The organism is Agromyces sp. 3263 (assembly GCF_031456545.1).
Classification (GTDB): domain Bacteria; phylum Actinomycetota; class Actinomycetes; order Actinomycetales; family Microbacteriaceae; genus Agromyces.
The window spans coordinates 682043-695023 of sequence record NZ_JAVDUV010000002.1; the positions used below are offsets into that span (position 1 = coordinate 682043).

The window sequence follows — 12981 nt, forward strand, 5'->3', positions numbered from 1 at the left end:
CCACAGCGTAACGCCGTGGGCCTGCGCGCGGGCCGGGTGTTCACTCAGGGCGGACCCGGCAGAATGGTCTCGGAGAGGATGAGCGTGATCGAACTGAGGACCCCGGCGGAGATCGAGCAGATGCGTCCGGCCGGCCGCTTCGTGGCGAGCGTCCTGGAGGCGACGTCGAAGGCCGCCGCGGTGGGCATGAACCTGCTGGAGCTGGACGCGCTGGCGCACGAGATGATCCGCGCGGCCGGCGCGGAGAGCTGCTACATCGACTACCACCCCTCGTTCGGCGCGAGTCCGTTCGGCAAGGTGCTCTGCACGTCCGTCAACGACGCGGTGCTGCACGGCCTCCCCCACGACTACCGCCTGCGCGACGGCGACCTGCTCAGCCTCGACTTCGCGGCCTCGGTGAACGGCTGGGTCGCGGACTCGGCCGTCTCCATCGTGGTCGGAACCCCGCGCGACGAGGACCTCCGGCTCATCGACACCACGCGGAGGGCCCTCGACGCCGGAATCGCGGCGGCGCGGCCGGGCCATCGCATCGGCGACATCTCGCGGGCGATCGCGGACGTGGCGAAGGCCGAGGGCTACTCGATCAACACCGATTTCGGCGGCCACGGCGTGGGCCGCACCATGCACGGCGACCCGCACGTGCCCAACAACGGACGCCCCGGACGCGGGCTGCCGCTGAAGCCGGGCCTCGTGATCGCGATCGAGCCCTGGTTCCTGGAGACGACCGACCGGATCTTCACCGACCCCGACGGCTGGACCCTGCGGAGCGCCGACGGGTCGCGGGGCGCACACTCCGAGCACACCATCGCCATCACGGACGGGGACCCGATCGTGCTCACCCAGCGCGGCTGAGCGACGCCCGCCTCGTCGGTCGCGTCATCCGTCGAGCTCGACCTCGATCATGCCGCCGACGATGCGCGTGCGGTACGTGCGGAGCGCCAGCGCCGCGTCGGTGAAGCACTCGCCGGTGCCGAGGTCGTAGACCTCCTTGTGCAGCGGCGAGGCGATCGTCGGTCGGTCGCCCCGGGAACCGACGATCCCGCGCGCCATGACGGGTGCGCCCGTGTGCGGGTCGTAGTGGTCGACGGCGTACACCTCGTCGCCGGCGAGCCGGACCAGGGCGACCTGTCGTGCGCCGAGCAGGGCCACCTCACCCCAGCCGGGTTCGAGGTCGTCGACCTCGCACGTGCGCTCCCAGGTGGTCGTCATCTCGATCGTCGGCGGCATCCCGGCTCCTCTCGTCGTGCGGACGACGCTACGTTCGGGGTGTTTCGCCCACGCCCACGAGGTGTTTCACCGAGGTGAAACCCGCCTCACATCGCGGTGAGGCGAACGTGCGTTCGGGTGCGGATGCGGTTACCACGACGTAACAGGGCCGAAACCCCCCGGCCGTACGCTCGCCATCAATCGAGCCACGGAGGCAGCCATGACCGAGACCCCCCACGCCACTCCGGGCGTGCACGACGTCCTCATCGTCGGCGGCGGACCGGCCGCGCACCGACTCGCCGACAGCCTGCACGCCCGCGACGGGGAGCGCACCCTTCGAGTGACCGTCGTCGGCGAGGAGGCGCACCGGCCCTACGACCGCGTCGCGTTGAGCACCAGACTCGCGGATGCCGCGACCGACCTCACGCTCGAGCCGACCCGCATGTGGGACGAGGGGCACACCCGGCTCGTCACCGGCGAGCGCGTGACGGCCATCGACGCCTCCGCCGGCACCGCGACCACCTCGGCCGGCACGCTGCTGCGCTGGGACGAGCTCGTCCTCGCCACCGGGTCGAGTGCGCCCGTCCCCGACCTCCCCGGCTCCTCCCACGCTCGCGTGTACCGCACTGTCGACGACGTCGACGCGCTCGTCGCCGAGACCCGCGACCTCGCGGCTCGTCACGGCCGACCCGCGCAGGTCGTCGTCGCGGGCGGCGGCCTGCTCGGCCTCGAGGCGGCCGGCGGGCTCGCCAAGCTCGGCGCGCACACCGCCGTCGTGCACTCGGGCGGCTGGCTCATGTCGGCGCAGCTGGACGAGGGCGCCGGTCGTGCACTCGGACGGATCATCGCCGCGCAGGGCATCGGCCTGCACCTCGGCGCTCGCCCGTCGGCCGTGGTCGTCGAGGACGACGCGGTCACCGCCGTGGAGCTCACCAACGGCCGGCGCATCGACTGCGACCTCATCGTCTTCGCCATCGGCATCAGCCCTCGCGACGAACTCGCCCGCGACCTCGGGCTCGAGCTCGGGCCGCGCGGCGGCGTCGCCATCGACACGGCGTGCGCGGCATCCGCACCGCATATCTGGGCGATCGGCGAGGTGGCGAGCTTCGAGGGCAGATGCACGGGGCTCGTCGCGCCGGCCAACGCGATGGCCGAGGTGGTCGCCGACCGGCTGCTCGGCGGTGCGGCCGAGTTCACGAGCGTCGACGACGCGACGAAGCTGAAGCTGTCGGGCGTGGACGTCGCGAGCTTCGGCGACGCGCTCGCGCGAACGGAGCAGGCGCTCGAGATCGTCTACGCCGATCCGGCCCGCGGGCTCTACCAGAAGCTCGTGATGACTGACGACGCGAAGACGCTCCTCGGCGGCATCTTCGTCGGCGACGCGTCGCCGTACGCGTCGCTGCGGCCGCTGCTCGGCACCCAGCTGTCGAGTGAGCCGGCCGCCTACCTCTCGGCGTCGGGCATGGAGGCGCCAGCCGGCGATGAGCTGCCCGCGGGCGCCCTCGTGTGCGCGTGCAACAACGTGAGCGCGGGAACCATCCGCGACGCCGTCGCCGGTGGCCACGCCGACCACGTCGAGGCCTGCACCGACCTCGGCGAGCTGAAGGCCTGCACCCGCGCCGGGACGCAGTGCGGTTCGTGCGTGCCGCTCGTGAAGAAGCTCCTCGAGTCGGAGCTCACGAAGGCCGGCATCACGCCCTCGCGGGCGCTCTGCGAGCACTTCGAGCTCTCACGCCAGGAGCTGTTCGAGTCGATCCGGGTGCTCGAGCTCACCTCGTTCGACGAGATCGTCGCGCGCCTCGGCAGTGGGCGCGGGTGCGACGTCTGCAAGCCCGTCGTCGGGTCGATCCTCGCCACCCAGCACGGGTCGTACATCCTCGACGGCGGCCGTGGCAGCCTCCAGGACACGAACGACCGCGCCATGGCCAACATGCAGAAGGACGGCACCTACTCGGTCGTGCCGCGCATCCCCGCCGGCGAGATCACCCCGCAGAAGCTCGCGGTGATCGCCCAGGTCGCCACCGACTTCGGCCTCTATACGAAGATCACCGGCGGCCAGCGCATCGACCTGTTCGGGGCGCGGCTCGATCAGCTCCCCGACATCTGGAAGGTGCTCGTCGACGCCGGCTTCGAGTCGGGCCAGGCGTATGGCAAGGCGCTCCGCAACGTGAAGAGCTGCGTGGGCTCGACGTGGTGCCGCTACGGCGTGCAGGACTCCGTCGCCATGGCCGTGCAGCTGGAGCTCCGCTACCGCGGCCTCCGTTCACCGCACAAGCTGAAATTCGGCGTCTCGGGATGCGCTCGCGAATGCGCCGAGGCCCGCGCCAAGGACGTCGGCGTCATCGCGACCGACCAGGGCTGGAACATGTACGTGGGCGGCAACGGCGGGTTCCAGCCGGCGCACGCGCAGCTGCTCGCCGGGGACCTCGACGACGAGACGCTGCTGCGCTACATCGACCGCTACCTCATGTACTACATCCGCACGGCCGACCGCCTGCAGCGCACCGCACGCTGGATCGAGGATGTGGACGGCGGGCTCGACCACGTGCGCGACGTCGTCGTGAACGACTCGCTGGGCCTTGCCGAGGAACTCGAGCAGGCCATGGCCCGGCACGTCGACACCTACGAGGACGAGTGGGCGGCGACCCTCGCCGACCCCGACCGGCTCCGTCGCTTCCGGTCGTTCGTGAACGCCCCGAACACGCCCGACCCCTCCATCGCGCGGGTGCCGGAGCGCGACCAGTTCCGGCCCGCCACCGCCGAGGAACGGGAGCGCGGCGAGGCCGTGCTCGTGGCCGGGACGACCATCCCCGTGCGGGGAGCCGACGCATGACCGGCCGGGTGACCCTCGTCGGCGGCGGCCCGGGGCGTGCCGACCTCCTCACCGTGGCCGCCGTGCGCGCGCTCGGCGCGGCCGACGTGGTGCTCTACGACCGCCTCGCGCCGTACGAGGCGCTCGCGGAGTACGCGCCCACCGCCGAGCTGGTGGACGTCGGCAAGCGGCCCGGCCACCACGCCATCCCGCAGCACGAGATCGAGGCGCTCCTCGTCGAGCACGCGCTCGCCGGGCGGCACGCCGTGCGCCTGAAGGGCGGCGACCCCTACGTGCTCGGCCGCGGCAGCGAGGAGGTGCTCGCCTGCCATCGTGCCGGGGTGTCCGTCGAGGTCATCCCCGGCGTCACGAGCGCCGTCTCGGTGCCCGGGGCCGCGGGCATCCCCCTCACCCACCGTGGCCTCAGCCATCTCTTCACGGTCGTGTCGGGTCACGCGCCGCTCACGGCGACGGAACTCGAGCACCTCGCCGGGCTCGGCGGCACCATCGTCGTGCTCATGGGCGTCAACTCCCTTCCGTCGCTCACGGCCGGACTCGCACGGTACGGCATGCAGGCCGACATGCCCGTGGCCATCGTCGAACGCGGCTTCCGTCCCGACCAGCGCACGACCATCGGCTCGCTGACCGACATCGTCGTGGCCGCCGGCCGCGCCGGCGTCACCTCGCCGGCCGTCGTGGTCGTCGGCGAGGTCGTGCGCCTCGCGCACGACGGCGACGCGAGCGCCGCCGAGCTCATGGAACGCGCCGCCGGATTCGCGGCGGTCGCCTCATGACCGACGTCATCGACTGCGCGCCGGGCTTCCGGCCCGATCAGCTCGAGGGCTTCCGCATCGGCGTGACAAGCGACCGACGCTCCGCCGACCTCATCGACGCGCTGGCGAGGCGGGGCGCCCAGGTGCTGCACGCGCCGACGCTGCGCATGGCCAACGCCGTCTCCGACGATCCGGTCATCGCCGACACGCGCGCGATCATCGCGGCCCGACCCGACGTGCTCCTGGCCACGACGGCCTACGGCGTGCGGCGATGGTTCGAGGTGGCGGATGCCGCGGGCCTCGGTGAGGACCTCGTCGACGCACTGTCCGACACGGCGATCCTCGTGCGCGGGCCGAAGGCGCGCGGAGGCATCCGGGCCGCCGGACTCAACGACGAGGGCATGAGCGCCGAGGAGACGACGGAGTCGCTCATCGACGAGGTGCTCGCGACCCACCCGCCGGGCCTGACCGTCGCCGTGCAACTGCACGGGTTCCTGAACCCGTCGCAGCTCGACCGCCTGCGCGACGCCCACGACACCGTGCTCACGGTCGAGCCGTACCGGTGGATCGAAACGGACGAGGACGACGACCGGGTCGACCGGCTCATCGACGCGACCTGCTCCGGAGGCCTGGACTGCATCACGTTCACGAGCGCCCCCGCCGTGCACGCGCTGTTCAGCGCCGCCGAGGCGCGGGGGCGCTACGACGACCTCGTCGACGCCATGTGCGGCCCCGTCGTGGCGGCCGCGGTCGGCCCCGTGACCGCTGCGCCGCTCGTGGCGGCGGGCATCGTGCCCATCCAGCCGGAGCGCTATCGCATGGGCGCCCTCATCCGCCTCGTCTGCGAGCACCTCGAGTCGACGCGCGTCATCCGCCTGGAAACCCGGCACGGGGCGCTCGCGCTGCGCGGTTCGGTCGTCGACGTCGCCGATCGCCGCGTCTCGCTCGCTCCGGTCGCGCTCATGATCCTGCGCGCGCTCGTGCAGGCGCGGGGCTCGGTGGTCGGGCGGGAGCGGCTGGCCGCGGGGCTGCCGGGCACGAACGACGAGCACGCCCTCGAGGTGGCGCTCAGCCGCCTGCGCCAGACGATCGGGGTGCCGGGGCTGATCGCCACCGTGGTCAAGCGCGGCTACCGGATCGACGTGTGACCACGACCTCACACGACGGCGCGGCCAGGGTGAGCAGGTGGAGACGCAGGGTTTACGACCGGACCGATCCGCGGAAACACCACCCCCATAGCGTCGGCAGCACGAGTTCGACCCCGTGACCGACACCCCCGGAGGCACCGATGACGCAGACCGTGAGCAGCGCTCCCCCGCAGGCCGCCGCCCCCCTGGCCGCTGATCCGAGCACCACCTCGACCACCAGCACGACCCCGACCACCGCCGCTCCGCCGCTGGCGACCCGGCCCGGCCGCTGGATCGACCACTGGAACCCCGAGGACACTGCGCAGTGGGAGTCGGTCGGCCGGGGCATCGCCCGTCGCAACCTCCGCTGGTCGATCTTCGCCGAGTTCCTCGGGTTCGTGGTCTGGCAGCTCTGGTCGATCGTCGCCGTCGCGCTGCCCAAGGCCGGCTTCGACCTCGACACCGGCCAGGTGTTCTGGCTCATCTCGATCCCGAGCCTCGTGGGCGCGACGCTGCGCATCCCGTACTCGTTCCTCGTGCCCCGCTTCGGCGGTCGCAACTGGACCATCGTCTCGGCCGGCCTGCTCCTCCTGCCCACGATCGCCCTCGCGGTGTGCGTGTCCAACCCCGAGACGCCGTTCGGGGTGCTGCTCCTGGTGGCGGCGCTGGCCGGCTTCGGCGGCGGCAACTTCGCGAGCTCCATGTCGAACATCACGTTCTTCTACCCGCAGCGCGAGAAGGGCTGGGCGCTCGGCCTGAACGCCGCAGGCGGCAACCTCGGGGCATCCGTGGCCCAGTTCATCGTGCCGATCGTCATCACGATCGGCGCGGGCGCGACCCTCAACGTGCCCCTCGCCGGCATCATCTGGGTGCCCCTGATCCTCGTGGCCATGTTCGGCGCGTACCGGTACATGGACAACCTCTCGAGCGCGAAGGCGGACTTCGCCGGCTCCGCCGCAGCGCTCCGCGAGCCGCACCTCTGGATGCTGTCGCTCCTGTACATCGGCACATTCGGGTCGTTCATCGGCTTCGCGAGCGTCTTCCCGAAGCTCATCGCCGACCAGTTCCCCGAGTTCTCCGCGATCAGCGTGGGCGGGGCGTCCGTCTCACTCGCCTTCCTCGGCGCCCTCGTCGGGTCCCTCGCCCGCCCCTACGGCGGCAGGCTCTCCGACCGATTCGGCGGTGCCCGGATCACGATGGCCGCGTTCGCGGTCATGGGCACCGTGACCCTGGCCGTGCTGCTGACGCTCCCGGTGGCGAGCTTCTGGCTGTTCCTCGGCCTCTTCCTGCTGCTGTTCGCCGCGGCAGGCATCGGCAACGGCTCCACCTACCGCATGGTCCCCGTGGTCTTCGCGGTGCGCGGCGGCGGCGCCGGCGACGTGTCCACCCAGCGCAAGGCCGCGGCCGCCCTCGGCCTCATCTCCGCGATCGGCGCGTACGGCGGCTTCCTCATCCCGCAAGCGCTCAACCTCTCCTTCCAGTCCACCGGCGGCTACGCCGCCGCGTTCCTCGGCTTCGTCGCCGCCTACGTCGTGCTCCTCGTGCTCACCTACGTCGTCTACGTGCGGTCGAGCCGCCTCCGCGACCACAAGATCTGAATCGAGTCCGGATGCCCCGTCCCGCCGCCCCCTCGCACTGCCCGTACTGCGCGCTGCAGTGCGCGATGACCCTCACGCCGACGGATGCCGCGGACGACGCGACCGCTGCGACGCCCGTGACCGTCACCGGCCGCGACTTCCCCACGAACCGCGGTGGCCTGTGCAAGAAGGGGTGGACGTCGGCGGAGCTGCTCCGGGCGCCCTCCCGCCTCGGCGTCCCGCTCCTGCGGGGCGCCGACGGCGCGCTGCACGAGGCGACGTGGGAGGAGGCGCTCGACTTCGTCGCGGCGCGGCTGCGCGGCATCCGCTCGGCGCACGGCGCGGACGCCGTGGGTGTCTTCGGCGGCGGCGGGCTCACGAACGAGAAGGCGTACCTGCTCGGCAAGTTCGCACGGCTCGCGCTCGGCACGAGCCGCATCGACTACAACGGCCGGTACTGCATGTCGTCGGCGGCGGCGGCCGGGAATCGCGCGTTCGGCGTCGATCGCGGCCTGCCGTTCCCGCTCGAGGACCTCGACGGGGCGCGTACCGTGCTCCTGCTCGGCACGAACGTGGCCGAGACGATGCCGCCGTTCATCGGGCACCTCGCGGGCGCGCAGGCCGCGGGCGGGCTCGTCGTCGTCGACCCCCGGCGCACGGCGACCGCACGCCTCACCGACGACGGGAAGGGCCTGCACGTGCAGCCGGCGCCGGGCACCGACCTCGCCCTGCTGCTCGGCCTCATCCACATCGTCATCGCCGAGCGCCTCATCGACGCCGACTACGTGGCTGCCCGCACGACCGGGTTCGAGTCGCTGCGCCGCAGCGTCGCGTCGTGGTGGCCGGCACGCGTGCAGTCGGTGACCGGCGTCGCGGCGCTCACCATGAAGCGGCTCGCGCGGCGCCTCGCGTCGGGCGACGGCACGTACATCCTCACCGGCCGCGGCGTGGAGCAGCACGTCGACGGCACCGACACCGCGACGGCCGCGATCAACCTTGCACTGCTTCTGGGCCTCCCGGGCCGGGCGGGCAGCGGCTACGGCACCCTCACCGGCCAGGGCAACGGGCAGGGCGGCCGCGAGCACGGGCAGAAGTGCGACCAGCTCCCGGGCTACCGGAAGATCACCGATCCCGACGCGCGTGCCCACGTGGCGCGCGTGTGGGGCGTCGCGCCCGAGGACATCCCCGGACCAGGGGTGCCGGCGGTGGAGCTGCTGCAATCGCTCGGGCGTCCGGGCGGTGTGCGCGCGCTGCTCGTGCACGGCTCCAACCTCGTCGTCTCGTCGCCGAACGTGGAACGCGTGCGCCAGGGCATCGCGCGGCTCGACCTCCTCGTGGTGTGCGACTTCTTCCTCTCCGAGACGGCGGCGCTCGCCGATGTCGTGCTCCCCGTCACGCAGTGGGCCGAGGAGGAGGGGACCATGACGAACCTCGAGGGCCGGGTCATCCGTCGCCGCCGTGCCATCACCCCGCCGGCGGGGGTACGCGACGAGCTGTGGATCCTCTCGGAGCTCGCCCGCAGGCTGGAGTGCGACGCCGCATTCGACACCGATCCCGAGCGGGTGTTCGATGAGCTCCGCGCCGCGTCGGAGGGCGGCATCGCCGACTACTCCGGCATCGACTACGCGATGCTCGACCGCGGCGAGGCGGCGTACTGGCCGATGCCGCGGGGCACCGTGGGCACGCCGCGCCTCTTCGCCGACCGATTCGCGCACCCCGACGGCCTCGCCCGTCTCGTGGCCGTGTCGGTGCGCGAGTCCGCGCGGCCGCGTCCGGCGGACGGCGAACTCACCCTCGTCACGGGACGGCTCCTCGAGCACTACCAGAGCGGCGCCCAGACCCGGCGGGTGCCCGAGCTGCTCGGCGCCCAGCCCGAGGCGTTCGCCTCGCTGCATCCGGCGACCGCACTGCGCCTCGGCATCGACGACGGCGATCCGCTCGAGCTCACCAACCCGCGCGGCACGATGCGCTGCCGGGCGAGGCTCACGACCGACATCCGACCCGACGACGTGTTCCTCCCGTTCCACTATGGCGACGCGCAGGCGGCCAACCTGCTGACGAGCGACGCGGTCGACCCGATCTCGTCGATGCCCGAGTTCAAGACCAACGTCGTGCGCGTCACCCGCGTCGCGAGCCGCACGGAAGCCGGGGTCCCCGCATGAGCGCTCTGAGGATCGTCCTCGTCGGATACGGCCCCGTCGGCGCCCGCTTCGTCGAGGAGCTGCTGCCGTCGGTCGAGCGCGGCGACGTCGCACTCACGGTCGTCGGCGGCGAGCAGACGGAGGCCTACAACCGCGTGCTCGTCGCCGAGTACGCCGTCGGCAACACCGACCTCGACGCGATGCTCGTCGGCGATGCCGCCGCCGTCGAGGCGGCGGGTGCCCGCATGCTCCTGGGCGTCGCGGCGACCTCGATCGATCGGGCGTCGCGAACGGTGCGGCTCGGCACCGGCGAGGAGCTGCCCTACGACCGTCTCGTGCTGGCCACCGGATCGCGTGCGAACGTGCCGACCCTCGACGGTGTGGAGCGGCACCGCCGCGACCTGTCCTCGCTCGAGAAGTACGCGCGGCAGCTCGTGGCGCGCGACGACGAACTGCCCGAGGGCATCACGGCGCTCCGCGACCTCGCCGACGCCGGGCGGGTGCTCGAGACCGTGCGCGCTCGTCGCCGCATCATCGTCCTGGGCGCCGGCGTGCTCGGCCTCGAGCTCGCCCTCGCCGCGGCCCACGCCGGCGCGCAGGTCTGCGTCGTGCACCACGGCCCGCACCCCATGCCGCGCAACCTCGACCGCGGCGGCGGGCAGGTGCTGCGCGCAGCGCTGCGGCGCACGGGCATCACCGTCATCGCGCACAGCCGTGCGGAGGCGGTCGCGTTCCGCACGGACGAGAATGGCCGGCGCCGGTTCGACATGCTCGTCACCGCCGACGGCAAGCAGCTGCGCGGCGACCTGCTCGTCCTCTCCTGCGGCGTGAGCCCCCGCAACGAGCTCGCCACCCTGGCGGGCCTGCGCACCGCCGTCGGCGTCGTCGTGAACGAGCGGCTGCAGTCGTGGAGCGACCCCGACGTGTACGCGATCGGCGACTGCGCCCAGGTCACGCCGCGCACCGAGGAGCTCGCGGGCCAGCGCGTGCTGCCCGGCGCGCCGTCGGGGCTCATCGGACCCGGCTGGCGCCAGGCGTCGTGGCTCGCCGCCGCGTTCACCGACGAAGCCGCCGGCCGCGGGGCGGATGCCGCGGTGCCGGCCGAGCGAGACCCGATCGTCATGCTCAAGGCCGAGCACATCGACGTGGTCGCCGTCGGCGAGATCGCGGCCGACCCGTGGGACGACGACGCGCTGCATCCGCGCGGCCGCGTCTCGCAGTGGGCCGATCCCGAGCACCTCCGCTACGTGAAGATGGTGACCGAGGACGGCGTGCTGACGGGCTTCGTGAGCGTCGGGATGCCGCGCACCGCCGCCGAGCTCACGCTCCTGTTCGAGCGGCGTGGCGAGCTGCCCGCCGACCGCTCCCTGCTGCTGCGGTTCGACGGTCCCGACTACGACCCCGCGGCCGACACCGACGCGTTCGCGCCCACGAGCACGGTCTGCTGGTGCAACGGCGTCACCGTCGGGCGCATCGAGGAGTCGGCAGCGTGCGGCAACACCACCGTCGAGTGCGTGGGCCGGGACACGCGTGCCGGCACCGGGTGCGGGGGCTGCAAGGGCCGCATCGCCGACGTGCTCGCCCGGGCCGCCGAGGCGGACGGCACGCCGAGTCTCACCGCCTGAGGTCGCCGATGGGCGGCCCCCTCGTCGCGCGCTCTCCGAAGGGTCGGCGTCACCGCCGCCATCCGTACGCCTCAGGCGCGCTCGCGGCGGTCGGCATCGACCTGCGCGTACCGCTCGAGGACCAACTCGACGAGCTCGCGCGGCGCAGGGCGGTCGGGCAGCAGCAGCGGATCGGCGATGACGTCGCCGCCGGCCGCGGTCGCCGCGTCGTAGAACGTCCCGGGCGCCAGGAGATACGGGCCCACGACGATGCGCGAGCCGGGATGCACCTCGCGGATCATCTCGATGGCGTCGGGCAGTCGCGGGATCGCGGCGGCGATGAACCCCACCGTCACGGGCCGGCCGAGTCGCTGGCCGAGCCGGCGCGCGGTCTCGAAGCACTCGCGCACCGCTCGGGGGTCGTTCGAACCCGCGGCGGCGAGGAGCACGGCGTCGCCCTCGGCGAGGCCGAGGGCCGCGAGCCGATCGGCGAGCACCGAGACGATGCGCTCATCGGGTCCGAGCTCTGGGGCGAGCTGCGCGCCCCCGCCGATGCGGTCGAGGCCGAGCGACAGGCCGGTGCGCACGTGGAAGCCCGCCGAGAGCACCAGCGGCACGATGACCGCGTCGGGTTCGGCGTCGGCCGCGAGAGCGGCCGCGACATCCGCGTTGCTGGCATCGACGAAGCTGATGGACACGCCGACGTCGGGCCGCTCCGAGGCGACCGCGTCGACGAGTCGGATCACGGCCTCGCGATTCGCGGCCGACGGCGCCCCGTGGGTGACGGCGACGAGACGGAGCGGATGGGGGCCCAGCCGATCATCGGGGAGGCCCGCACCACTCGACCCGACCATCTCCGAACCCCGCGCTCTCCGGCGGAGTCCGCTGTCGGCCGCCGGTTTCGACGCTATGCACGGCGTGTTTCGCGGACGGCTCCCGAGTGTTTCCGGGAGGTGAAGACTGCCTCACGCCGTGGCGCGGCATCCGTGGGCGCCCCGTGGGCACGCGTCGGGCTGGCGTGACGTCGTGCGACGATGCAGCCGCTCGCTACTCGGCGAGCAGCTCGGGCCGCACGCGACGGGTGCGCTCGACTTGCTGGTCGTGCCGCCAGGCGGCGATCGCGCCATGGTTGCCCGACAGCAGCACCGGCGGCACGTCGAGGCCGCGCCAGGTGGCGGGCTTGGTGTAGCTGGGATACTCGAGCAGCCCGTCCTCGTGGGACTCCTCGACGAGGCTCTCGGGGTTGCCGACGACTCCGGGCACCAGACGCCCGGCGGCCTCGATCATCGCCATCACGGCGACCTCGCCGCCGTTGAGCACGTAGTCGCCAAGGCTGATGAGCCGCACGCGCATGCGCGTCGCGAAGTGGTCGACGACGCGCTGGTCGATGCCCTCGTACCGCCCGCAGGCGAAGACGAGGTGCGGCTCCTGCGCGAGCTCGCGGGCCGTGGCCTGGGTGAACGGCTCGCCGGCGGGCGACGGCACGACGAGCAGGGCGTCGGATGTCGCATCGCCGACGATCGCGTCGATCGCCTCGCCCCACGGCTCGGGCTTCATGACCATGCCCGCACCGCCGCCGTACGGCGTGTCGTCGACGGTGCGGTGCCGGTCGTGCGTGTGCTCGCGGAGGTCGTGCGTGCGGACGTCGATCAGCCCCGTCTGGCGGGCCTTGCCGAGCAGCGACAGGTCGAGCACCGAGAAGAAGTCGGGGAAGATCGTGACGATGTCGATCCGCATGGCC

General features: G+C 72.9%; 10 protein-coding genes. 7 read left to right on the forward strand and 3 right to left on the reverse strand.

The window, feature by feature from the left end; translation table 11 throughout:
- The first annotated feature begins 84 nt into the window (after positions 1-84).
- On the forward strand, positions 85-852 hold the full coding sequence (gene map / locus J2X63_RS16520; protein ID WP_309979223.1) for a type I methionyl aminopeptidase: 768 nt from the start codon (positions 85-87) through the stop codon (positions 850-852).
- Positions 853-876: 24 nt separating this feature from the next.
- Here map and nirD read toward each other — a convergent pair whose 3' ends face one another.
- A complete protein-coding gene (gene nirD, locus J2X63_RS16525) occupies positions 877-1227 on the reverse strand; it encodes a nitrite reductase small subunit NirD (RefSeq protein WP_309979225.1) in 351 nt (116 codons plus the stop codon).
- 199 nt (positions 1228-1426) lie between these two features.
- Between nirD and nirB the strand changes: the two genes are divergently transcribed.
- The 6 genes from nirB to J2X63_RS16555 all read left to right on the forward strand — a co-directional run bounded on the left by nirB (position 1427) and on the right by J2X63_RS16555 (position 11261).
- Entirely contained in the window at positions 1427-4039 is a 2613-nt protein-coding gene (gene nirB / locus J2X63_RS16530; RefSeq protein WP_309979227.1) for a nitrite reductase large subunit NirB, read from the forward strand.
- Positions 4036-4812, forward strand: a complete 777-nt coding sequence (cobA, locus tag J2X63_RS16535) for a uroporphyrinogen-III C-methyltransferase (RefSeq protein ID WP_309979229.1) — start codon at positions 4036-4038, stop codon at positions 4810-4812. The genes nirB and cobA overlap by 4 nt, the downstream gene beginning before the upstream one ends.
- Positions 4809-5939, forward strand: a complete 1131-nt coding sequence (locus tag J2X63_RS16540) for a uroporphyrinogen-III synthase (RefSeq protein WP_309979231.1) — start codon at positions 4809-4811, stop codon at positions 5937-5939. The genes cobA and J2X63_RS16540 overlap by 4 nt, the downstream gene beginning before the upstream one ends.
- Positions 5940-6079: 140 nt before the next feature.
- Positions 6080-7516 carry an MFS transporter gene (locus J2X63_RS16545; RefSeq protein WP_309979233.1) on the forward strand — a complete coding sequence of 479 codons (1437 nt, stop codon included), beginning with the start codon at positions 6080-6082 and terminating at the stop codon, positions 7514-7516.
- 11 nt (positions 7517-7527) lie between these two features.
- Positions 7528-9657 carry a molybdopterin oxidoreductase family protein gene (locus J2X63_RS16550; RefSeq protein WP_309979235.1) on the forward strand — a complete coding sequence of 710 codons (2130 nt, stop codon included), beginning with the start codon at positions 7528-7530 and terminating at the stop codon, positions 9655-9657.
- Positions 9654-11261, forward strand: a complete 1608-nt coding sequence (locus J2X63_RS16555; RefSeq protein WP_309979237.1) for an FAD-dependent oxidoreductase — start codon at positions 9654-9656, stop codon at positions 11259-11261. Before J2X63_RS16550 ends, J2X63_RS16555 begins: the two co-directional genes overlap by 4 nt.
- 71 nt (positions 11262-11332) lie before the next feature.
- Here J2X63_RS16555 and J2X63_RS16560 read toward each other — a convergent pair whose 3' ends face one another.
- Positions 11333-12094: a CbiX/SirB N-terminal domain-containing protein gene (locus tag J2X63_RS16560; RefSeq protein ID WP_309979240.1), complete on the reverse strand. Its 762-nt coding sequence runs from the start codon at positions 12092-12094 to the stop codon at positions 11333-11335.
- A gap of 193 nt (positions 12095-12287) precedes the next feature.
- Positions 12288-12977: a tRNA (guanosine(37)-N1)-methyltransferase TrmD gene (gene trmD, locus J2X63_RS16565; protein WP_309979242.1), complete on the reverse strand. Its 690-nt coding sequence runs from the start codon at positions 12975-12977 to the stop codon at positions 12288-12290.
- Positions 12978-12981: the final 4 nt, after the last annotated feature.

Coding starts and splice junctions, on each gene's coding strand:
- nirD (WP_309979225.1), bottom strand. CDS start 1,227: ATGCCGCCGACGATCGAGATGACGACCACCTGGGAGCGCACGTGCGAG.
- nirB (WP_309979227.1), top strand. CDS start 1,427: ATGACCGAGACCCCCCACGCCACTCCGGGCGTGCACGACGTCCTCATC.
- cobA (WP_309979229.1), top strand. CDS start 4,036: ATGACCGGCCGGGTGACCCTCGTCGGCGGCGGCCCGGGGCGTGCCGAC.
- J2X63_RS16540 (WP_309979231.1), top strand. CDS start 4,809: ATGACCGACGTCATCGACTGCGCGCCGGGCTTCCGGCCCGATCAGCTC.
- J2X63_RS16545 (WP_309979233.1), top strand. CDS start 6,080: ATGACGCAGACCGTGAGCAGCGCTCCCCCGCAGGCCGCCGCCCCCCTG.
- J2X63_RS16550 (WP_309979235.1), top strand. CDS start 7,528: ATGCCCCGTCCCGCCGCCCCCTCGCACTGCCCGTACTGCGCGCTGCAG.
- J2X63_RS16555 (WP_309979237.1), top strand. CDS start 9,654: ATGAGCGCTCTGAGGATCGTCCTCGTCGGATACGGCCCCGTCGGCGCC.
- J2X63_RS16560 (WP_309979240.1), bottom strand. CDS start 12,094: ATGGTCGGGTCGAGTGGTGCGGGCCTCCCCGATGATCGGCTGGGCCCC.
- trmD (WP_309979242.1), bottom strand. CDS start 12,977: ATGCGGATCGACATCGTCACGATCTTCCCCGACTTCTTCTCGGTGCTC.